Source organism: Ralstonia sp. OTU4908, from assembly GCF_038440115.1.
Lineage (GTDB): Bacteria > Pseudomonadota > Gammaproteobacteria > Burkholderiales > Burkholderiaceae > Ralstonia > Ralstonia pickettii.
The window spans coordinates 153,209-173,932 of the sequence record NZ_JASATD010000008.1; the positions used below are offsets into that span (position 1 = coordinate 153,209).

Annotated in this window: 19 protein-coding genes; 18 read left to right on the forward strand and 1 reads right to left on the reverse strand. The window is 65.1% G+C overall.

The features are described from left to right. Positions 1 to 70: 70 nt before the first annotated feature. Positions 71 to 1,114, reverse strand: coding sequence for a rod shape-determining protein (locus AAHM38_RS09875; RefSeq protein WP_004628293.1), 1,044 nt, complete (start codon positions 1,112 to 1,114; stop codon positions 71 to 73). A 502-nt stretch (positions 1,115 to 1,616) separates the two neighbouring features. On the opposite strand from AAHM38_RS09875, the gene gatC reads away from it, so the two are divergent. The 18 genes from gatC to hslU all read left to right on the forward strand — a co-directional run bounded on the left by gatC (position 1,617) and on the right by hslU (position 20,675). Continuing rightward, a complete protein-coding gene (gatC, locus tag AAHM38_RS09880; protein ID WP_004628291.1) occupies positions 1,617 to 1,916 on the forward strand; it encodes an Asp-tRNA(Asn)/Glu-tRNA(Gln) amidotransferase subunit GatC in 300 nt (99 codons plus the stop codon). A gap of 98 nt (positions 1,917 to 2,014) precedes the next feature. Then, positions 2,015 to 3,502, forward strand: a complete 1,488-nt coding sequence (gene gatA / locus AAHM38_RS09885; RefSeq protein WP_015856081.1) for an Asp-tRNA(Asn)/Glu-tRNA(Gln) amidotransferase subunit GatA — start codon at positions 2,015 to 2,017, stop codon at positions 3,500 to 3,502. A gap of 38 nt (positions 3,503 to 3,540) precedes the next feature. Next, positions 3,541 to 4,023 (forward strand): hypothetical protein, encoded by a 483-nt coding sequence (locus AAHM38_RS09890; protein WP_015856082.1) that lies wholly within the window; start codon positions 3,541 to 3,543, stop codon positions 4,021 to 4,023. After that, positions 4,023 to 4,985 carry a dienelactone hydrolase family protein gene (locus AAHM38_RS09895; RefSeq protein ID WP_015856083.1) on the forward strand — a complete coding sequence of 321 codons (963 nt, stop codon included), beginning with the start codon at positions 4,023 to 4,025 and terminating at the stop codon, positions 4,983 to 4,985. The genes AAHM38_RS09890 and AAHM38_RS09895 overlap by 1 nt, the downstream gene beginning before the upstream one ends. A gap of 85 nt (positions 4,986 to 5,070) precedes the next feature. After that, a complete protein-coding gene (gatB, locus tag AAHM38_RS09900; RefSeq protein ID WP_015856084.1) occupies positions 5,071 to 6,537 on the forward strand; it encodes an Asp-tRNA(Asn)/Glu-tRNA(Gln) amidotransferase subunit GatB in 1,467 nt (488 codons plus the stop codon). 14 nt (positions 6,538 to 6,551) lie between these two features. Further along, complete coding sequence (locus AAHM38_RS09905; protein ID WP_015856085.1) at positions 6,552 to 7,241, forward strand: DUF484 family protein; 690 nt, start codon at positions 6,552 to 6,554, stop codon at positions 7,239 to 7,241. 14 nt (positions 7,242 to 7,255) lie between these two features. After that, positions 7,256 to 8,242, forward strand: a complete 987-nt coding sequence (xerC, locus tag AAHM38_RS09910) for a tyrosine recombinase XerC (protein ID WP_015856086.1) — start codon at positions 7,256 to 7,258, stop codon at positions 8,240 to 8,242. Positions 8,243 to 8,281: 39 nt separating this feature from the next. Then, positions 8,282 to 9,475 (forward strand): class I SAM-dependent rRNA methyltransferase, encoded by a 1,194-nt coding sequence (locus tag AAHM38_RS09915; RefSeq protein ID WP_009239390.1) that lies wholly within the window; start codon positions 8,282 to 8,284, stop codon positions 9,473 to 9,475. Positions 9,476 to 9,553: 78 nt separating this feature from the next. After that, the gene (locus AAHM38_RS09920) at positions 9,554 to 10,072 is read left to right on the forward strand and encodes a metal-dependent hydrolase (RefSeq protein WP_009277216.1); all 519 of its coding nucleotides are present in this window, start codon (positions 9,554 to 9,556) and stop codon (positions 10,070 to 10,072) included. Positions 10,073 to 10,203: 131 nt separating this feature from the next. Beyond that, positions 10,204 to 11,730, forward strand: a complete 1,527-nt coding sequence (locus tag AAHM38_RS09925) for an FAD-dependent oxidoreductase (RefSeq protein WP_015856087.1) — start codon at positions 10,204 to 10,206, stop codon at positions 11,728 to 11,730. Between the two features lie 12 nt (positions 11,731 to 11,742). After that, a complete protein-coding gene (locus AAHM38_RS09930; protein WP_015856088.1) occupies positions 11,743 to 12,981 on the forward strand; it encodes a lactonase family protein in 1,239 nt (412 codons plus the stop codon). A 96-nt stretch (positions 12,982 to 13,077) separates the two neighbouring features. Next, on the forward strand, positions 13,078 to 13,605 hold the full coding sequence (locus AAHM38_RS09935) for a Fur family transcriptional regulator (protein ID WP_009239386.1): 528 nt from the start codon (positions 13,078 to 13,080) through the stop codon (positions 13,603 to 13,605). Then, positions 13,593 to 14,672, forward strand: a complete 1,080-nt coding sequence (locus AAHM38_RS09940) for a CobW family GTP-binding protein (RefSeq protein WP_015856089.1) — start codon at positions 13,593 to 13,595, stop codon at positions 14,670 to 14,672. The genes AAHM38_RS09935 and AAHM38_RS09940 overlap by 13 nt, the downstream gene beginning before the upstream one ends. Positions 14,673 to 15,092: 420 nt before the next feature. Further along, complete coding sequence (gene dksA, locus AAHM38_RS09945) at positions 15,093 to 15,512, forward strand: RNA polymerase-binding protein DksA (RefSeq protein ID WP_009277214.1); 420 nt, start codon at positions 15,093 to 15,095, stop codon at positions 15,510 to 15,512. Between the two features lie 100 nt (positions 15,513 to 15,612). Beyond that, entirely contained in the window at positions 15,613 to 16,920 is a 1,308-nt protein-coding gene (gene zigA / locus AAHM38_RS09950; protein WP_015856091.1) for a zinc metallochaperone GTPase ZigA, read from the forward strand. A gap of 101 nt (positions 16,921 to 17,021) precedes the next feature. Continuing rightward, on the forward strand, positions 17,022 to 18,623 hold the full coding sequence (locus AAHM38_RS09955) for an ABC transporter substrate-binding protein (RefSeq protein WP_015856092.1): 1,602 nt from the start codon (positions 17,022 to 17,024) through the stop codon (positions 18,621 to 18,623). A 157-nt stretch (positions 18,624 to 18,780) separates the two neighbouring features. After that, positions 18,781 to 19,317 carry an ATP-dependent protease subunit HslV gene (gene hslV / locus AAHM38_RS09960; RefSeq protein WP_015856093.1) on the forward strand — a complete coding sequence of 179 codons (537 nt, stop codon included), beginning with the start codon at positions 18,781 to 18,783 and terminating at the stop codon, positions 19,315 to 19,317. A 26-nt stretch (positions 19,318 to 19,343) separates the two neighbouring features. Beyond that, positions 19,344 to 20,675 (forward strand): ATP-dependent protease ATPase subunit HslU, encoded by a 1,332-nt coding sequence (gene hslU / locus AAHM38_RS09965; protein ID WP_015856094.1) that lies wholly within the window; start codon positions 19,344 to 19,346, stop codon positions 20,673 to 20,675. Positions 20,676 to 20,724: the final 49 nt, after the last annotated feature.

The following is a 20,724-nucleotide window of genomic DNA, read 5'->3' on the forward strand; positions in this document are numbered from 1 at the left end:
CGTGACTAGAACGGCAGTCACGAAATCGGCCGCAACAGCGGAACGCGGATCGGCGTGGCGCATGGTCCCGTTATTCGTACGAGAAGATGCTGCCGAGCTTGTCCATGCGTTCGAGCGCCATGCCCGAGCCGCGCACCACGCAGGTCAGCGGGTCTTCGGCCACCAGCACCGGCAGACCGGTTTCTTCGGCCAGCAGGCGGTCGAGGTCGCGCAGCAGTGCGCCGCCGCCCGTGAGCATCATGCCGCGCTCGGCAATGTCGGCGCCCAGTTCCGGCGGGGTTTGTTCCAGCGCGATCTTCACCGAGGAGACGATCTGGTTCAGCGGATCCGTCAACGCTTCCAGAATTTCGTTGGACGACACAGTGAAGGCGCGCGGAATGCCTTCCGACAGGTTGCGGCCCTTCACTTCCATCTCGCGCACTTCCGAACCCGGGAAGGCCGAGCCGATTTCCTTCTTGATGGCTTCAGCGGTCTGTTCGCCGATCAGCATGCCGTAGTTGCGGCGGATGTAGTTGACGATGGCCTCGTCGAACTTGTCGCCGCCCACGCGCACGCTGCCCTTGTAGACCATGCCGCCCAGCGAGATGATGCCCACCTCGGTGGTGCCGCCGCCAATGTCCACCACCATCGAGCCCGACGGCTCCGACACCGGCAGGCCGGCGCCAATGGCCGCCGCCATCGGCTCTTCAATCAGGTAGACCTGCGATGCGCCGGCGCCCAGCGCCGATTCACGGATGGCGCGGCGCTCGACCTGGGTCGAACCGCACGGCACGCAGATGATGATGCGCGGGCTCGGGCGCAGCAGCTTGGTGTCGTGCACCATCTTGATGAACTGCTTGAGCATCTGCTCGGTGACGGTGAAGTCGGCGATCACGCCGTCTTTCATCGGGCGGATCGCCTCGATATTGCCCGGCACCTTGCCCAGCATCTGCTTGGCTTCCTTACCGACAGCCTGGATGGTCTTCTTGGCGTTCGGGCCGCCTTCCTGGCGAATGGCCACAACCGAGGGCTCGTCAAGGACGATGCCCTTGTCGCGGACGTAGATCAGGGTGTTGGCGGTGCCGAGGTCGATCGCGAGATCGTTGGAGAAATAGCTGCGCAAAAAGCCGAACATCGAATGAATCCTGTTTTTCGAGTCATGGGCGGCCCAGCAGCAGGATTGCGGTGCTACGGCTGCACCTACGCGCGGACGTCGCAAGGGCATGCCATGCGGTCCGATCCTGCTACTGCGCTCCCGGGAATGTCGCGGGCTCCGTGGTGATCGACGGTGGGGTGCCGTGGCACTGGCCATCCTGCCGAGGCTGGGCCGCCCGGAGAGGGGGCCCCCAAGGAACCTTTGATTAAGTGTCGCCTGATGCTGACGGTGCGACTGCCGGGAGGTTCCCGGGGTACTTAATCAGAGGGTCCGTGACTGCACGAAGTCGCCTGCTGACTTAGAAATTTAGTCGGCAATCATACCTTATAATTCGGGCAATCTGCGGGTATTCGGCGGGCGTTTGGCGCCGAAATTGCGGCAAATCGGCGCTGTCGGGGCCCAACCTGGGCGCCCCTTGCGCGCAGTAGCCGTCGCTTGCCGCACTTTGCCCGCCCGCCGCTGCACTCACTGACCCATTCCGATGGCACTCGAACTCTCCGACGTCAAACGCATCGCCCATCTCGCCCGTATCGAAGTCTCCGAGGGCGAGGCCGCGCAAACCCTCACGCAGCTCAACCAGTTTTTCTCGCTGGTCGAGCAGATGCAGGCCGTGGACACCACCGGCATCGAGCCGATGGCCCACCCCATCGAGCAGGTCCAGGCGCAAGCCCAGCGTCTGCGCGACGATGCCGTCACCGAGGCCGACCGCCGTGCCGACTACCAGCAATGCGCCCCGGCCACCGAGGCCGGCCTGTACCTTGTGCCCAAGGTGATCGAGTAACCCGCGGCAATCCGCGTAAACGGCGCGTCCGCGCTGGTCTTGAGCCCACTCCATTCGACGTCGCCGGCCGCTGCCGGCAGCCCATCCGAACGTATTCGATGACCGCATCCACGATCAAAGCCCTGTCCGCCCAACTCGCCGCCAAGGAGGTTTCGGCGGAGGAACTGGCGCGCCATTACCTGTCGCGCATCGAGGCGGGGGCGCACCTCAATGCCTTTACCCATGTCGACGCCGAGGCGACGCTTGCCCAGGCGCGGGCCGCCGACGCGCGCATTGCGGCCGGCAACGCGGCGCCGCTGACCGGCGTGCCCATCGCGCACAAGGACGTGTTCGTCACCCGCGGCTGGCGTGCCACGGCGGGCTCCAAGATGCTCGGCAATTACACCAGCCCGTTTGACGCCACCGTCGTCGAGCGCCTGGGGGCGGCCGGCATGGTGACGCTTGGCAAGACCAACATGGACGAATTCGCGATGGGCTCGTCCAATGAGAACTCGGCGTTCGGCGCGGTCAAGAACCCGTGGAACCTCGAGCACGTGCCGGGCGGCTCGTCGGGAGGCTCCGCCGTGGCGGTGGCGGCCGATCTGGTGCCCGCTGCAACGGGGACGGACACGGGCGGCTCGATCCGCCAGCCGGCATCGTTCTCGGGCATTACGGGGATCAAGCCGACGTACGGCCGCGTGTCGCGCTACGGCATGATCGCTTTCGCTTCATCGCTGGACCAGGGCGGCCCGATGGCCCGCACGGCCGAGGATTGCGCGCTGCTCCTGTCTGCCATGGCCGGCTTTGACCCGCGCGATTCCACCAGCCTGGAACCCGGCCGCGGCGGCGATGTGGAAGATTTCGGCCGCCTGCTCGGCCAGCCGCTGCAAGGCGCCGATGCTGCGCGCCCGCTGGCCGGCCTGCGCATCGGCCTGCCCAAGGAGTATTTTGGCGAAGGCCTGGCCGACGACGTGCGCGCCACGGTGCGCGCGGCGCTGGGCGAGCTGGAAAAGCTCGGCGCCACGCTGGTCGACATCAGCCTGCCGAAGACCGAATTGTCGATCCCGACGTATTACGTGATCGCCCCGGCCGAGGCGTCGTCCAACCTGTCGCGCTTTGACGGCGTGCGCTACGGTCACCGCGCGGCGGAATACCGCGATCTGGCCGACATGTACCGCAAGTCGCGCGCCGAGGGTTTTGGCTGGGAGGTCAAGCGCCGGATCCTGGTGGGCACCTATGTGCTGTCCCACGGGTATTACGACGCCTATTACCTCCAGGCGCAGAAGATCCGCCGGATCATCGCGCAGGATTTCCAGAACGCATTCGCGCAGTGCGACGTGATCATGGGCCCCGTCGCCCCGACCGTCGCCTGGAAGATCGGCGAGAAGAGCGATGATCCTGTGCAGATGTACCTTGAAGACATCTTCACCCTGTCGACCAGCCTGGCAGGCCTGCCGGGCATGAGCGTGCCGGCCGGTTTCGGCGCCAACGGTCTGCCAGTTGGCTTGCAGATCATCGGCAACTATTTTGAAGAGGCACGCATGCTGCAGATCGCGCACGCGTTCCAGCAGGCGACCGACTGGCACAACCGCCAGCCTGCGGCCTGAGGCCCCATCCAGACGTCCGCTCCACGCAGGAGGCACGCATGAACCACCGCATCCGCACTGCACTCGGGCTGGCGCTTGCCGCCGGCCTGCTGGCGGCGTGCGTGCCGATTCCGCTGCCATCGATTCCGGGCATCAGCCGCCCGTCGAAGCCGCCGCCGATCTCCGACCGCCGCATCGACATCAACGGCTACTGCAGCCAGACCGAGGAAGACGGTTTCCGCGAGCAGGCGACGCTCACCGTGGCCGACAACAACGTCAGCGCCATGCAATGGCAGTTGTGGGTCGGCCGGCGCGGTTCGTGTCAGTTCGACCTGTCGACGTTCCAGCAGACCAGGCGCCGCCCCAGCATCGAGCTGCGCGAGCGCAACGGCAATTGCACGCTGATGGTCTGGCAGGACCCGCGCCGCGTCACGCTGGCACACGCCAACTGTGAAGCGCATTGCACGCCCGGCATCTATGAAGAAGCGTGGCCGGTGATGTTCGACCCGCAAACGGGCCAATGTGCCCGCAATGCCCGGTGATGCGCCTATTGCTTCGCGTGGTGGCCGCGCTGGCCGGCGCCCTGGCGCTGCACGCCGCCGCGCAACCGACGCCGGACGCCGAAGGCGCTCTGCCGGATATGCCGGCTGCGCGTGCGCCATCGGCGGCCGAGCTGGGCGTGCAGACGGTGGAGATTCCCCGTGCGTCCATGAAAGACGCCGAGGATGCGCCGCCAACGTTGACCGCCTACTGGGTCGCGTCGCCCGTCAAGGCGCCTGCGACCGGTACGCCGGTGGTGATCGCGCTGCACGGCTGCAGCGGCCTGTATACGCCGGCTGGGGCGGATGCCAAGGCGCTGGGCTCGCGGTATCGCGGTTATGCGCAGTGGCTGGGCGCGCGTGGTTACGCGGTGGTGTTTCCCGACAGTTTCGGCCCGCGCGGCAAACCGCACGGCATCTGCACCGAACGCACCGCCACGCGCGATATCAACGGCGCAGTACGCCGCGCCGACGTGCTGGCGACGATCCGCTGGGTGGCGGGGCAGCCGGGCGTGGATGCGCGCCGCATCGTGCTGCTCGGCTGGTCCAACGGCGCGCAGGCCGTGCTGGAGGCCGTGGACGCCAGCCGCGCCTGGCCCGCCGACACGCCCGTGGTCAATCGCGCGGTGGCCTTCTATCCGGGCTGTGCGTCGGCGCAGAAGCGGCCGGACTATCGGCTGAATGCGCCATTGCTGCTGCTGGCCGGCGGCAACGACGACTGGACGCCGGCTGATCACTGCCAGGCGCTGCAGACGGCCGTCCTGGCGCGCCAGCCGCAGGCGCGTTTCGAGCTGGACATGTTTGGCGGCGCGTATCACGGCTTTGACGGCACCGCCGCAGTCACGGAGCGCAACGGCGTCCCGAAGGGACGTCGCTACGGAACGGTCACCGTCGGTGGCGATCCGGCAGCGCGCGAGGCCGCGTTCGCGAAGCTCGCGGCGTGGCTCGATGCGCCGCACCCGTGATCGCAGCCAGACAAGAACACCTGATTACCTGAACACCTGAGTACCTAGATATTCACACCACAACAATCGACAGGACACACGCAACATGCAATGGGAAGTGGTGATCGGCCTCGAGACGCACACGCAGCTCTCGACGGTCTCGAAGATTTTCTCCGGCGCGTCCACCGCCTTTGGCGCGGCGCCCAACACGCAGGCGGCGCCGGTTGATCTGGCGCTGCCGGGCGTGCTGCCGGTGCTGAACAAAGGCGCCGTCGAGCGCGCCATCGTGTTCGGTCTGGCCATCGGCGCCAAGATCGCGCCCAAGAGCATCTTCGCGCGCAAGAATTACTTCTACCCCGATCTGCCCAAGGGCTACCAGATCAGCCAGTACGAAATTCCGGTGGTGCAGGGCGGCACGCTGACCTTCCAGGTGGAAGGCAAGAACGGCCAGCCCGGCTATGAGAAGACCGTGCAGCTCACGCGCGCCCATCTGGAAGAAGACGCCGGCAAATCGCTGCACGAAGACTTTGCCGGCATGACCGGCATCGACCTGAACCGCGCCGGCACGCCGCTGCTGGAAATCGTGACCGAGCCCGACATGCGCAGCGCGGCCGAGGCCGTTGCTTACGCCAAGGCGCTGCATGCGCTGGTGATGTGGCTGGGCATCTGCGACGGCAACATGCAGGAAGGCAGCTTCCGCTGCGACGCGAACGTGTCGGTGCGCCCGGGCCCGGATGCGCCGTTCGGCACGCGCTGCGAAATCAAGAACCTCAACTCGTTCCGCTTCCTGGAAGAGGCGATCAACTATGAAGTGCGCCGCCAGATCGAGCTGATCGAAGACGGCGGCACCGTGGTGCAGGAAACCCGCCTGTACGATCCGGACCGCAAGGAAACGCGCTCGATGCGCAGCAAGGAAGACGCGCAGGATTACCGCTACTTCCCGGATCCCGACCTGCTGCCGCTCGTCATTGGCGACGATTGGATCGAGCGCGTGCGTGCCACGCTGCCCGAGCTGCCGGCGGCCATGGCTGCGCGCTTTGAGTCGGCGTACGGCCTGCCGAAGTACGACGCCAGCATCCTCACCGCCACCAAGGCGACGGCTGCCTACTTCGAGGCCGTCGTGGCGGATGCCGGCGCTGCGAACGCCAAGGCCGCCGCCAACTGGATCATGGGCGAGGTTGCCTCGAACCTGAACCGCGCCGATCTGGACATCGATGCCGCACCGGTCAAGCCTGCACAGCTGGCCAAGCTGCTCGCACGCATTGCCGACGGCACGATCAGCAACAACACCGCCAAGAAAGACGTCTTCCCCGCCATGTGGGCAGGCGAGCACGGTGGCGATGCCGATGCGATCATCGCCGAGAAGGGCCTGAAGCAGATGTCGGATTCGGGCGAGCTGGAGAAGATCATCGACGACGTGCTGGCAGCCAATGCCAAGTCGGTCGAGGAATTCCGCGCCGGCAAGGAGAAGGCATTCAACGCGCTGGTCGGCCAGGCCATGAAGGCCACGCGCGGCAAGGCCAACCCTGCACAAGTCAATGACCTGCTGAAGAAAAAACTGGGCGCAGCCTGATGAGCACCTCCACGATGAACGCACAAGACGTCGCCAACTACCTGCAGGCGCATCCGGCCTTTTTTGAAGAGCATGCGGAGCTGCTGGCCGCCATCCAGCTCACCAGCCCGCACAGCCATCGCGCCGTGTCGCTGCAGGAGCGCCAGATGGAGATCCTGCGCGACAAGAACAAGCATCTCGAACTCAAGCTGTCGGACCTGATGCGCCACGGCAACGAGAACGACCGCACGCAGCAGCGCGTGCACGCATGGACGACGCGCCTGCTGGGCGAGGCCGACACGCATGCGCTGCCGTATGCCGTGCAGGATGGCCTGCGTGAAATCTTTGACGTGCCGGCCGTGGCGCTACGCGTGTGGCAGGTCGGCGAAGAATTCGCGCATCTGGAAGTCGCGCAGGGCGTGAGCGAGGAAGTGCGCCTGTTTGCGACCGGTCTGCGCGCGCCGTATTGCGGCGCCAATGCCGGCTTTGAAGCCGCCGGCTGGCTCGATACGACCGATACCGGCGGCGCACCGATCGAATCGCTTGCCATCGTCACGCTGCGCGTGCCGGTGCGTGGGGATGCCGATGCCAGCGCCGCGCCGGCTTTCGGCCTGCTGGTACTCGGCTCGCCGGACGCCCGCCGTTTCCATGACGGCATGGGCACGACCTACCTCGCGCAGATCGGCGAACTGGCCGCTGCCGCGCTCAACCGACTGCGCGACTGAGCGCAGCCCGCCGCATGCCGCAATCTGCATCCGCCGATGACCATGGCGCTCAAGCGCCGCATCCGCAGATTGCGGCGTACCTGGACGCGCTGAGGTTCGAGCGGCAGCTCTCGCCGCATACGCTGGAGAGCTACACCCGCGAGCTGGCCGTGCTGCAGCGCCTCGGTGCGCAGCACGCCGCCAATATCGACCTAACGCAGCTGCAGTCGCACCACATTCGCCGCATGATGGCGCAACTGCATGGCGACGGCTTGTCGGGACGCAGCATTGCGCGGGCGCTGTCCGCGTGGCGCGGCTGGTTCAAATGGATGGCGCTGCGCGATGCCGCCGTCACCGCCAACCCGGTCGATGGCGTACGCGCCCCGAAGAGCCCGAAGCGACTGCCGAAAGCGTTGTCCGTCGAGCAGGCTGTCGCGCTGATGGAGCAACTGCCTGGCGACGATCCCGAGACGGTGCGCGATCGCGCTGTCAACGAGTTGTTCTATTCGTGTGGCTTGCGGCTCTCCGAACTCGTCAGCCTGGATATGCGACACGTGAAGGCCGGCGCGTATGAATCGGCGAGCTGGCTCGACCTCGAGGCGCGCGAGGTGCAGGTGCTTGGTAAAGGCAGCAAGCGGCGCACCGTGCCGGTGGGCACCAAGGCGGCGCAAGCGCTGGCTGCATGGCTGGCGGTGCGCGCGCAGCTTGCCAAGCCAGACGCGGCACCCGAAGACGCGCACGCGCTGTTTCTCTCGCCGCGCGGCAAGCGGCTGGCGCAGCGGCAGATTCAATTGCGCATGAAGCGCAACGCCATCGCGGCGGGTGTTCCGGCGGATGTGCACCCGCACGTGCTGCGGCATTCGTTTGCCACGCACATGCTGCAGTCATCGGGCGATTTGCGCGCGGTGCAGGAACTGCTCGGCCACGCCAGTATTGCCAGCACGCAGGTTTATACTTCGCTCGATTTTCAGCACCTGGCCAAGATCTACGATCAGGCGCATCCCCGCGCAAAAAAGAAGTAGCGCATTGCCCGAGCCATCGGGCGCCCCATCCCCAGTCGTATGCAAACCCTGATTCTGAAGCCCGGCAAGGAGCGCTCGCTGCTGCGCCGGCACCCGTGGATTTTCGCCAACGCCATCGATCGCGTGGAGGGCAAGCCGGCCTCCGGCGCGACCGTCATCGTGCGCGCGCACAACGGCCAGTTTCTGGCGCGCGCCGCGTTCAGCCCTGTCTCGCAGATTCGCGCGCGCGTGTGGAGCTTTGATGAATCGGAGCCCGTCGACCACGCGTTCTTCAAGCGCCGTATTGCCGCCGCCGTGGCGTACCGCCGCGCGTGGGTGCACGACACCGACGCCGTGCGCCTCGTCATGGGCGAAGCCGACGGCCTGCCCGGCCTGATCGTCGACCAGTACGGCACAGGCGATGCTGGCCAGCTCGTCTGCCAGTTCAGCGCCGCCGGTGTGGAGCACTGGAAACAGGCGATCGTCGCCGCGCTCGTCAAAGAAACCGGGTGCCCGAACGTGTACGAACGGTCGGACGTGAGCGTGCGCGAGCGCGAAGGCCTGGAGCAGATGACCGGTGTGCTGGCCGGCGCCGAGCCGCCCGCCGATCTGTCCGCCACCGAGCACGGCGTGCGTTATTACGTGGACGTGCGCGAAGGTCACAAGACGGGCTTCTACGTGGACCAGCGTGACAACCGCGCGCTCGTCGGCGCCTTGGCGCGCGATCGCGATGTGCTGAACTGCTTCTGCTATACGGGCGGGTTTTCGCTGGCGGCGCTCAAGGGCGGGGCGCGCTCGGTGGTGTCGATCGACTCGTCGGGCGAGGCATTGGCGGTGGCTGAGCGCAACGTCACGCTCAACGGCTTCGATCCGGCGCGCGCCGAGTGGCTGGACGCGGACGTCTTCAAGTCGCTGCGGAACTTCCGCGCGGAAGGCCGCCAGTTCGACTTGATCGTGCTGGATCCGCCCAAGTTTGCGGCCTCGGCGCAGCAGGTCGATCGCGCGGCACGGGCGTACAAGGAGATCAACCTGGTCGGCATGCAGTTGCTGCGCCCGGGCGGCCTGTTGTTCACGTATTCGTGCTCGGGTGCAATCGACGCAGACCTGTTCCAGAAGATCGTCGCGGGCGCGGCGGCGGATGCCAAGGTCACGGCGCGTATCCAGCGCCGGCTGGCGGGCGGCGTCGACCACCCGCTGCTGACGAGCTTCCCGGAAGGCGAATACCTCAAGGGCCTGCTGCTGCAAGTCAGCTAGCAATTTGTCGCAATTTTTGGCTTGTCCTGGCAAGCCGCCATTGCGAAGATGCGGTCCTTCGTTTTCCGCATCACGTCGATGGCCTCCAATGCTGCCCATCACGCGACCGGTTGGGCAGCAGGACTGATTGCCGCCACCCTCGTCGCACAGGCTTCGCACACGTCTCTCGAACATCTCGGCAGCATCCTGGCGTTTTGCGCGGCGGTGGCCGGCAGCACCGCGCCTGACTGGATGGAGGTGGCCTGGTGGACCCGCGCCCGCCGTCTCTGGATCACGCACCGCACCGCCACCCATTGGGGCATCGGCTGGCTGGCGGCGCTTGTTCTGTCATACCAGGCGCTGGGCCACGCCCATCTGTGGGCACCGCTGCTGTTCGGCTTTGCCTGCGGCGGGCTGATGCACCTGCTGGCGGATTGGCCGAATCCGCTAGGCGTGCCCTGGATCTGGGGGCGCCATTCCCTGAACTTATGGAAGAGCGGCCACTGCGATCTAATCGTGGTGATCCTGGCATGGGCCGCGGCATGCTGGCTCGTGCGGCCGTTGTGGGCGGCGACGGCAACGCGCGTAGTTGGATGGTTCGCCCACGTCGCGCGATGAGCCGGCTGCATCGGCATCGTCTGATGGAAGCCGGGCCCGCGAGCGACTAAGTTGGAACCGCCGGACGCCACGCGTCCGAATCCAACTTGTTTGCGCAACGCTTGCGCAAACGCCCTCACCGGGAGTCGTCGATGACACTGGATGTGACGCGCCAAGACCCTCGCTACAACACGCTCAAACATGGCTTCAACCTGCGCTGGCCGTCGACGGACGCGCAGGCCGTGAGCCGCATCGCCCTCATTGAAAAACCCGACGATGTGGCGCCCGCCGTGCAGCGCATCATCAACGCGGGCCAGCGCCCGACCGTGCGCAGCGGCGGACATTGCTACGAGGATTTCGTCTCCAACAACCCCGACGGCACGATCGTCGACCTGAGCCTGCTCGGCACGCCCGAGGTGCGCGCCGACGGCTCGGTGCGCATTCCGGCCGGTACGCAGAACTGGAACGGTTACCTGGAGCTGTACAAGCGCCACAACGTGACGCTGCCTGGCGGCTCCTGCTATTCGGTGGGCGCGGGCGGGCATATCTGCGGCGGCGGGTATGGGCTGCTTTCGCGGCTGCAGGGGCTGACGGTGGATTGGCTCTCGGCCGTGGACATCGTCACGGTCGACAAGACAGGCAAGGCCGCTGCCCGCACGGTGGATGCGGCGCACGAACCGGATCTTTTTCGTGCGTGCCGCGGCGCGGGCGGCGGCAACTTCGGCGTCATCACCGGCTACACGTTCGCCAAGCTGCCCACGGCACCGCAGGAAGTCACGCTCGCCACCGTGGCCTTCGACTGGGCCACCATGACGCCGCAGCGCTTTGCAGAACTGCTGCGCATCTACGGCGAATACTGGGAGACGCGCGGCAAGGATCCGAACACGTGGGGCATGTTCTCGCTGCTCAAACTCACGCACAAATCGTCGGGGCAGATCGTGCTGCTCACGCAGTTCTGCAACCCGGATGGCACGTGTCGCGACCTCTCTGTCCTCAATGATTTTCTGAACCGCTTCCAGGCCTGCGCGCCCACGCTGGTCAAAGGGCGCCCGCCCGGCTACGGCCCCGCGCACAAACAGGGCGTGGGGCAGCTGGTCTGCTCCAAGCCGCACACCATCGTGCAATACGACTGGCTCACGGCCACGCAGTATCTGAATGGCTCGGGGGCCAATCAGCGCGGCAAGTACAAATCGGCCTATATGAAGCGCGGCTTCACGGCGCGCGAGGCGCAGCGCATCTACGCCCACCTCACGCGGACGATGCCGGGCGTCGATCTGAGCCAGTCGCTGCTGCAGGTCGATTCGTACGGCGGCGCCATCAACAAGGCCGAGCGCATTGGCGACACCGCCGTGCCGCAGCGGGCGTCGATCATGAAGCTGCAGTACCAGACGTACTGGACGTCTGCCGCCGACGATGCCGGCCACCTGCGCTGGATCGGCGATTTCTACCGTGACGTCTACGGCGCCCCCGACGTGCCCGCGCCGCACAGCGGCACGCCGTACCCCGGCGACCGGTACGAGGGCTGCTACATCAACTACCCCGACGTCGACATGCTCGCCTACCAGTTCTGGCCGCAGCTCTACTACGGCAGCGGCGACCTGTACGCGTTTCTGCAGGACGTGAAGCGCCGGTATGATCCGAACAACATCTTCCACCACGCGATGTCCGTGCGTGTTTGATGGAGCCATCCCATGACCAATCGTCTTCGTCGAACTTTCATGCAGTGGACTGGTAGCTTGCCTTTGTTGGGCGCTCTTCCCAAAACCGTCATGGCCCAGGCGGGCGAGCAACCCGCTGCGTCGGGTGTGCAGCCTGCGGGCAATGCCCGCCCTCCCCGCTTCGCCTATGTCGGTACTTACACGTTCAACGCACCAGGCGGCACTGCCGGCGGCCCGGCCGCTCGCGGTATTTATGTGCTGGCGCCGCGCGGCGATGCGTGGACCCAGGTGCAGGTGGTCGAAAGTGCCAATCCGTCGTTCCTGGCCGTGCACCCGAACCAGCGGTTCCTGTACGCCATCAATGAATTGGAGGTCTACGAGGGTCGCCCCAGCGGCAGCGCCGAGTCCTATGCGATCGACCCGCACGACGGCAAGCTGACGCTGCTCAACCGCCAGCCGCTCTCTTTGTCGGGTACCAACCCTGCGCACGTGGTGGTGTCGCCGGACGGCAAGCACCTGTGCGTGTCGATCTACAGCGGCGGTGCGTACAACCTCCTGCCGATCGGCGAGGACGGCAAGCTCGGCACCGTGTCCGGCATCTTCAAGGACACCGGCTCCGGCCCCCGCTCCGAACAGGAAGCGCCGCATGCGCACATGATGTTGTTCGACACCACCGGCCAGCACGTGATCGGCACCGACCTGGGCACCGACCGCATCAACGTGTTCGCCATCGAGGGCGGCAAGCTCGCCCCCCGGGATCGCGCACAGCTCAAGCCCGGCAGCGGCCCGCGGCACCTGGCGTTGCATCCGCAAGGCAAGCTGCTCTACGTCATCAACGAACTGGAAGGCTCGGTCGCCTGCCACGGTTACGACCCCGCCACCGGCCACGTGCAGGAAGAGCGCCAACGCATCTCCACCACCCCCGCCGACTACACCGGCCAGAAGAGCGGCGCGGAACTGCTGATGCATCCGTCGGGGCGCTTCGTCTACGCCAGCAACCGGAAGCTGAAGTCCGACCACCCGCTAGCCGACAGCGTGGCCGCTTTCAGCATCGACGCCTCCGGCAAGCTGGCGCAGCTCCAGTACTGGAACGAAGGTGTGCACTTTCCGCGCGCGATGACGATGGCGCCCGACGGCAGCCACGTCTACGTGCTCAACCAGAAGGGCGATACGATCCTGCGGCTGCGCATCGACGGGCAGACCGGCAAGCTGGATCAGCCCACGGTGGTGGCGAAGGTGCCGACGCCGGTGTGTCTGGTGTTTGCGGCATAAGCGCTACCGGCGCGCGAAAAGAAACCTTGGGCGGTGCAAGGCCGCCCAGTTGCAACTCAATTGCAGCAACCCGCGCCCCGTGGGACAATCCCGCGCATGAATACCCCGGCGCCGCGCGACGATCTCGCCACTCCGCAACCCCATTCGCCTGAAGAGGCGGCCCGCGCACGCCTGCGCGGCCTGGGCAGCCGTGTGACCGAGCCCCGCGTGCGCGTGCTGGCTGTGCTGATGCAGGGCGCCGATGCGCTTTCGCACCAGGCGGTATGCGACGCGCTGCCGGACGACTCCGGCATCGACCGCGTGACGGTCTACCGCGTGCTCGACTGGCTCGTGGCAGGCGGCATCGTCCACAAGACGGCCGGGGCCGATCGTGTCTTCCGCTTCAGTCTGGCCGAGCACGATGCCGCGCGGGAAGCTGCGCACCGCTCGCACAGCCACTTCCATTGCACGCAATGCGGGCGCGACTTCTGCCTGGAAGGCGCCGAGCCGCCGGCCATGCCGATGGCCGCCCTGCCCGCCGGCTTCGCGGCCGACCATGCTGAACTCACCATCAAGGGCGCCTGCGCGGATTGCGCGCCTCTGGCGTCTCATCACAAGACAGGAAACGCACCATGTCCAAAATGATCCCCGTTACCATCCTGACGGGCTTTCTCGGCAGCGGTAAGACCACGCTGCTCAAGCGCATCCTGAACGAACAGCACGGTATGAAGATCGCCGTGATCGAAAACGAGTTCGGCGAAGAGAACATCGACAACGACATCCTCGTGCAGGACGGCAACGAGCAGATCGTGCAGATGAGCAACGGCTGCATCTGCTGCACCATCCGCGGCGATCTGGTGAAGGGGTTGTCCGATCTGCTGACGCGCCGCGACAACGGTCAAATCCAGTTCGATCGCGTGGTCATCGAAACCACCGGTGTGGCCAACCCGGGTCCGGTGGCACAGACCTTCTTCATGGACGACGAGATCGCCAGCCGCTACCTGCTGGATGCCGTCATCACGCTGGTCGACGCCAAGCACGGCAACATGCAGCTCGACAAGCAGGAAGAGGCGCAGCGCCAGGTGGGCTTTGCCGACGCCATCTTCATCACCAAGAGCGATCTGGTGTCCGCCGACGATGTGGATGCGCTGCGCCACCGCCTGCTGCACATGAACCCCCGCGCCCCGATCCGCACCGCCAATTTTGGTGACGCGCCGATCGACACCATCTTCGACCTGCGGGGCTTCAACCTGAATGCCAAGCTGGAGATCGACCCCGACTTCCTGCGCGAAGACGGTCATGATCACAACCACGATCACGATCACGACCACGCCTGCTCGGCCGACTGCGATCACGACCACGATCATGAGCACCACGGTCACGGCCATCACCACCATCACGGGCATGCGCACCATACCGACCGCATCGCCTCGTTCGTCTTCCGCAGCGAACGGCCGTTCAACTACACCAAGCTGGAGGAGTTCCTCTCCGGCGTGCTGAACATCTACGGCGAGAAGCTGCTGCGCTACAAGGGCGTGCTTTACATGGAGGGCGTCGACCGCAAGGTCGTATTCCAGGGTGTGCACCAGCTCATGGGCAGCGATGTGGGCGGCAAATGGGACGGCGAGACCCCTTCCAACCGGATGGTGTTCATCGGTGTCGACCTGCCGCGCGAAACGATTCTGAAAGGATTGGAGAACTGCCTGGCCTGATTCGGCCGCTTCCCCCTCCTTTTGGGTGGCCCCGCCGCGCGCTTTCAGGCAGAATCCGGGCCGGATTTCCTGTCCGTGTTTCTCCGATAGTTCAGTTAATATCGTTCAGCTACAATAGGCCGATTTAGAAGCACGTCGTCCGAAGCACGTCCGATAGGAGAGCAGGCGATGGTGACTAAGACCAAGGAAGGACGCGGCGCCAACGGCGGTGCCGGGCGGTCCGTAATGGAGTCGGCAGCAGCCCAGGCTGCGCCAGCCACCCGAAAAAAAGCGGCAGGGGGCGCCGCTGCGGGAGAGGCAAAAGGAGGCGCGCGGGGCGGCAAGTCCGCCGCCAGCCAGAATGAGTCCGACGCATCCCCGCGCGAGGACGACGCGACAGCCGACACGGCGCGCGATTTACCAGGATCATCCGCAGCAACCATGAGCAGCAAGAAACTACTCACCGAAGCCGAAATCCTGAAGATGGGCGACAAGGATTACATGAACGAGGCGCAGCTCGCCTTCTTCAAAGACCGGCTTGTAAAAATGCGCGACGAAATTCTCGCGAACGCCAATCAGACTGTCAGCGACCTGCGCGAGACGGTAGTGGTGCCGGACCCGGCTGACCGTGCCACCATCGAAGAAGAACACGCGCTGGAGTTGCGCACGCGGGATCGCGAGCGCAAGCTGCTCAAGAAGGTGGAGCAGTCGATTGCCCGTATCGACGCTGGCGACTACGGCTACTGCGATGAAACCGGCGAGCCAATCGGCGTGCCGCGCCTGATCGCCCGCCCCACCGCCAACCTGACGCTGGAGGCGCAGGAGCGCCGCGAAAAGCGCCAGAAGATGCATGGTGACTGACGCACGCGTCGCATGCGTCTGATGCGTTTGTTTGAATTTGGCAGCCCGGTAATCCACCGGGCTGTTTGCTTTGTTAGGCCACGAACCGAGGCCACTGATCATGTCCCGTCCGCTTCCTGTTACCGTGCTGTCCGGCTTTCTGGGCGCCGGCAAGACCACGCTGCTCAACCACGTGCTCGCCAACCGCGAGGGCAAGCGTGTGGCCGTGATCGTCAATGACCTGTCGGACGTCAACATCGACGCGCAGCTCGTGGGCGATGGCACAGCCACCAGTGCGCAGCTCTCGCGCACTGACGAGCGCATGGTGGAGCTGTCCAACGGCTGCATCTGCTGCACGCTGCGCGAAGATCTGCTCGACGAGATCGCGCGCTTGGCTCGCGAAGACCGCTTCGACTACCTGCTGATCGAATCGACCGGCGTGGCCGAGCCGCTGCCGATTGCCGAGACGTTTACGTTTGAAGACGCTGAAGGCGACGTGCTGTCCGACCTCGCGCGCCTGGACACCATGGTCACCGTGGTTGATGCGCAGCACTTTCTGGCCGACTACGACGCTGCGGATTTTTTGTCCGATCGCGGCCAGGCGCGTGATGAAGACGACGATCGCACCGTCGTCGACTTGCTGATCGAACAGGTGGAGTTTTGCGACGTGATCGTGCTCAACAAGATCGATCTCGTGAGCGATGCCGAGCGCGAGCGCCTGGCAGGCATCCTGCATTCATTGAACCCGCGCGCGCGCATCGTGCCGGCATCGTTCGGCAAGGTGCCGCTGGACGAAATTCTCAATACGCATCGCTTTGATTTCGATGCCGCGTCTGCAGCCCCGGCGTGGCTGGCCGAGTTGCGCGGCGAACACGTTCCCGAGACCGAAGCGCTCGGCATTCGAAGCTTTGTCTATCGCCGCCGCGTGGCATTCCACCCGCAGCGCCTGTGGGATCTGATGCACACCGAATGGCTGCGCGAACACGGCCGCGTGCTGCGCTCGAAAGGCTATTTCTGGCTGGCCTCGCGCATGGACACGGCGGGCAGCTGGGGCCAGGCCGGCGGCGTGATGCGCCATGGCGGCGCCGGCGCATGGTGGGCTGCGGTGGATGAAGCCGAGTGGCCCGACGAGGAAGAAGCCCGCGCAGACATCCAGGACAAGATGCACGACAACGGTGCGCCCGCGCAGTGGGGCGACCGCCGTCAGGAACTGGTCTTCATTGGCACGGACCTGGATGAAGCCGCGCTCATCGCGCAGCTCGACACCTGCCTGCTGACCGATGCGGAGATGGCAGCCGGACCCGAAGCGTGGGCCGCGCTGCCCGATCCGTTCCCCGCGTGGGCCTACGACGACCATGACGATGAGGACGGCGACGACGACCCCGACCACCAACACGGTGACGACTGCGACTGCGGGCACCATCACTGAGCACGCAGACCCCCTGCTTCATTGGCGTTGACACCGGCGTCGTCCGGTCCTGACAATCCCCCGAACGTTTTGCTTTCGTCACGAACCATCGGGGAGTCGTCATGCCGGTCCTGCGTCTGCTGCGCGCTGCGAACCTTGTCGCCGCGCTGTCTTTTGCCACGGCGCTTGCGGCGCTCACACCGATTGGGGCGCATGCCCAGCCGGCCTCCACGCTGGTGGTTGGCCTGTCGAGCGATGTTACGTCGCTCGATCCGCACTTCCATAACGTCACGCCCAATTCGAACGTTGCCGAGCATATGTTCGAGGCGCTGATCGCCAAGGACGAGAAGATGCGCCTCAAGCCTGGCCTCGCCGTGTCGTGGAAAGCCCTGAGCGATACGGTGTGGGAGGTCAAGCTGCGTCCCGGCGTGCATTTCCATGACGGCAGCGAGTTCACCTCGGCCGACGTCGTCTATTCGCTGGCGCGCCCAGCCACCATCAAGAACAGCCCCTCGCCCTTCACGATCTACACGCGTGGTTTCAAGGACGTGACGGCCGTCGACAAGCTGACCGTGCGCATCACCACCAACGGCCCCTATCCGCTGGTGCCGAACGACCTGTCGACCATCTACATGGTGTCGAAAAAAGCGGTCGAAAAAGCCGGCGCGGATGACTTCAATAACGGCCGCGCCATGATCGGCACGGGGCCGTACAAGTTCGTCTCCTTCAATCGTGGCGATCGGCTGGAGCTGACGCGCTTTGATGGCTACTGGGGCAAGAAGCCGCAATGGCAGCACGTGACGCTGCGCATTCTGACGGCGGATGCACCTCGCGTGGCGGCGCTGTTAGCGGGCGATGTGCAGGTCATCGAGAACGTGCCGAGCTCGGACATCAAGAAGCTGTCGGCCGACCCGGCGGTGTCGGTGTTCAAGATGCCGGTGTTCCGCATGATGTATCTGCATATGGATTCGAACCGCGATGTATCGCCGTTCGTGACCGACAAGGCGGGCAAGCCGCTGCCGAAGAATCCGCTCAAGGATGCACGCGTACGCGAGGCGATCTCGCTGGCAATTTCACGCCAGGCCATCGTCGATCGCGTGATGGAGGGCGCGGCCGAACCGACGGGCCAGCTCGTCAACAGCGCGCTGTTCGGCCACGTGCCGGGCCTGAAGGCACCGTCGGCGGACCCCGCCGCAGCGAAAAAGCTGCTCGGCCAGGCTGGCTACCCCGACGGTTTTGCCATCACGCTGCATGCCACCAACAATCGCTATCCGAACGATGACCGCGTCGCCCAGGTGATTGCGTCAATGCTTTCGCGGGTGGGCATCGTGACCAAGGTGGAGACGTTGCCGTCGGCGTCGTTTTTCACGCGGGCGAACAAGCTGGACTTCTCGTTTCTGCAGGCGGGTTGGGGTGCCGATACGGGGGAAGCCAGTTCCAGCCTGAAAGCGCTGCTGGCCACGTATGACCCGGCGCGCGGCTGGGGGGCATCCAATCGCGGGCGTTATTCGAACCCCGCACTCGACGCCAAGCTGGCTGAAGCGCTGCAGACGCTGGACGACAGCAAGCGCGAAAAGCTGCTGCAGGAGGCCACGGAAATCGGTATGCGCGATTACGGCGTGATTCCGCTCTACTTCAACATCAACGTATGGGCAGCGCGCAAGGGCTACGCGGTGGTGCCGCGTCTGGACGAGCGCACATATGCATTCGATGTGACGCGCTGAACGGGTGTGAAACGCCGTTAGAAGAGATTTCCGGCGCACAAAAACTGTGCGTTACGACGGAAATCAGGCTTGAAATCCTCAGGGCTGGCGTCAAGTATGAAGTTCTTTGGCCGGCCCGCTGGGGGCCGCGCCAAGCCGGACCCCTAGGAACAAGCGCATGGAACAGTATCACGGCACCACCATCGTCAGCGTGCGGCGCGGCAACCAAGTCGCGCTCGGCGGCGACGGCCAGGTCACGCTGGGCAATATCGTCATGAAGGGCTCGGCCCGCAAGGTGCGCGCCATCTACGACGGCAAGGTACTGGTGGGCTTTGCCGGCGCGACCGCCGACGCCTTCTCCCTGCTCGACCGCTTTGAGGCCAAGCTGCAGAAGCACCAAGGCAACCTGCTGCGCTCGGCAGTCGATCTCGCCAAGGACTGGCGCACCGATCGCGCCCTGCGCCACCTTGAAGCGATGCTGATCGTCGCAGACCGCGAGGCCACGCTCATCATCACCGGCAACGGCGACGTGCTGGACCCGGAAGGCGGCATTGCTGCCATTGGCTCGGGCGGCTCGTATGCCCAATCGGCAGCCAAGGCGCTGATGGAGAACACCGACCTCGCGCCGCGCGATGTGGTGGAAAAATCGCTGCGGATTGCCGGCGAACTCTGCATCTATACCAACACCAATTTCGTGATCGAGACGCTCGAATAACGAGCGCCTTCATCGACAGGATTCCCATGTCTGAAACCATGACGCCGTCGGAAATCGTCTCCGAACTCGACAAGCACATCATCGGCCAGCACAAGGCCAAGAAGGCCGTGGCCGTGGCGCTGCGCAACCGCTGGCGCCGCCAGCAGGTGGGAGACCCGCTACGCCAGGAAATCACGCCCAAGAACATCCTGATGATCGGGCCGACCGGCGTGGGCAAGACCGAGATCGCGCGCCGCCTGGCCAAGCTGGCCGACGCACCGTTCATCAAGATCGAGGCGACGAAGTTCACTGAAGTCGGCTACGTCGGCCGTGACGTCGACACCATCGTGCGCGATCTGGCCGAGATGGCCGTCAAGCAAACGCGCGAATCCGAGATGAAGAAGGTGCGCGCCAAGGCCGAAGATGCGGCCGAAGACCGCATTCTCGACGTGCTGATCCCGCCCCCGCGCGACATCGGCTTTGCGCAGCCGGAAGAGAAGGATTCGACCGCGCGCCAGACCTTCCGCAAGAAGCTGCGCGAAGGCCAGCTTGACGACAAGGAAATCGAACTGGAAGTGTCGGCCGGCGTGCCGAGCATGGACATCATGGGGCCGCCGGGCATGGAAGACATGACCGATCAGATCCGCTCGATGTTCGCGGGCCTGGGCCAAGGCAAGAAGAACCGTCGCAAGATGAAGGTGAGCGAAGCCTTCAAGCTGCTGATCGACGAAGAGGCGGCGAAGCTCGTGAACGAAGACGAGTTGAAGCAGAAAGCGGTGGCCAACGTCGAGCAGAATGGCATCGTGTTCCTGGACGAGATCGACAAAATTGCCAGCCGCAGCGAATACGGCGGCGGCGAGGTGTCGCGTCAGGGCGTGCAGCGTGACCTGTTGCCGCTGGTGGAAGGCACGACCGTCAATACGAAGTACGGGATGATCAAGACCGACCACATCCTGTTTATCGCGTCGGGTGCGTTCCATCTGTCCAAGCCGAGCGATCTGATTCCGGAGTTGCAGGGCCGATTCCCGATCCGGGTGGAACTGGATTCGCTGTCGGTGGACGATTTTCGCGCGATTCTCACGCAGACCGATGCCAGCCTTACCAAGCAATATCAGGCGCTGCTGAAGACCGAAGGTGTTGATCTTGTGTTTGCAGAAGACGGCATCCGCCGCCTCGCCGAGATCGCATGCTCGGTCAACGAGAAAGTCGAGAACATCGGCGCACGCCGCCTGTACACCGTGATGGAGCGGCTGCTGGAAGACCTGTCATTCCACGCGCACAAATCCTCAGGCGAGACGGTGACCATCGACGCCGCATACGTCGACGAGCGCTTGAACGAACTGTCGGGCAACGAAGATCTGTCGCGCTACGTGCTCTAAGCTTGTAAGCAACGCATTCCATATGCACTTCGGGCCGCATCGGAGACGA

Bases quoted from the DNA above. Each gene is read 5' to 3' on its own strand.
- AAHM38_RS09875 (WP_004628293.1), bottom strand. From the start codon at position 1,114: ATGTTCGGCTTTTTGCGCAGCTATTTCTCCAACGATCTCGCGATCGAC.
- gatC (WP_004628291.1), top strand. From the start codon at position 1,617: ATGGCACTCGAACTCTCCGACGTCAAACGCATCGCCCATCTCGCCCGT.
- gatA (WP_015856081.1), top strand. From the start codon at position 2,015: ATGACCGCATCCACGATCAAAGCCCTGTCCGCCCAACTCGCCGCCAAG.
- AAHM38_RS09890 (WP_015856082.1), top strand. From the start codon at position 3,541: ATGAACCACCGCATCCGCACTGCACTCGGGCTGGCGCTTGCCGCCGGC.
- AAHM38_RS09895 (WP_015856083.1), top strand. From the start codon at position 4,023: ATGCGCCTATTGCTTCGCGTGGTGGCCGCGCTGGCCGGCGCCCTGGCG.
- gatB (WP_015856084.1), top strand. From the start codon at position 5,071: ATGCAATGGGAAGTGGTGATCGGCCTCGAGACGCACACGCAGCTCTCG.
- AAHM38_RS09905 (WP_015856085.1), top strand. From the start codon at position 6,552: ATGAACGCACAAGACGTCGCCAACTACCTGCAGGCGCATCCGGCCTTT.
- xerC (WP_015856086.1), top strand. From the start codon at position 7,256: ATGCCGCAATCTGCATCCGCCGATGACCATGGCGCTCAAGCGCCGCAT.
- AAHM38_RS09915 (WP_009239390.1), top strand. From the start codon at position 8,282: ATGCAAACCCTGATTCTGAAGCCCGGCAAGGAGCGCTCGCTGCTGCGC.
- AAHM38_RS09920 (WP_009277216.1), top strand. From the start codon at position 9,554: ATGGCCTCCAATGCTGCCCATCACGCGACCGGTTGGGCAGCAGGACTG.
- AAHM38_RS09925 (WP_015856087.1), top strand. From the start codon at position 10,204: ATGACACTGGATGTGACGCGCCAAGACCCTCGCTACAACACGCTCAAA.
- AAHM38_RS09930 (WP_015856088.1), top strand. From the start codon at position 11,743: ATGACCAATCGTCTTCGTCGAACTTTCATGCAGTGGACTGGTAGCTTG.
- AAHM38_RS09935 (WP_009239386.1), top strand. From the start codon at position 13,078: ATGAATACCCCGGCGCCGCGCGACGATCTCGCCACTCCGCAACCCCAT.
- AAHM38_RS09940 (WP_015856089.1), top strand. From the start codon at position 13,593: ATGTCCAAAATGATCCCCGTTACCATCCTGACGGGCTTTCTCGGCAGC.
- dksA (WP_009277214.1), top strand. From the start codon at position 15,093: ATGAGCAGCAAGAAACTACTCACCGAAGCCGAAATCCTGAAGATGGGC.
- zigA (WP_015856091.1), top strand. From the start codon at position 15,613: ATGTCCCGTCCGCTTCCTGTTACCGTGCTGTCCGGCTTTCTGGGCGCC.
- AAHM38_RS09955 (WP_015856092.1), top strand. From the start codon at position 17,022: ATGCCGGTCCTGCGTCTGCTGCGCGCTGCGAACCTTGTCGCCGCGCTG.
- hslV (WP_015856093.1), top strand. From the start codon at position 18,781: ATGGAACAGTATCACGGCACCACCATCGTCAGCGTGCGGCGCGGCAAC.
- hslU (WP_015856094.1), top strand. From the start codon at position 19,344: ATGTCTGAAACCATGACGCCGTCGGAAATCGTCTCCGAACTCGACAAG.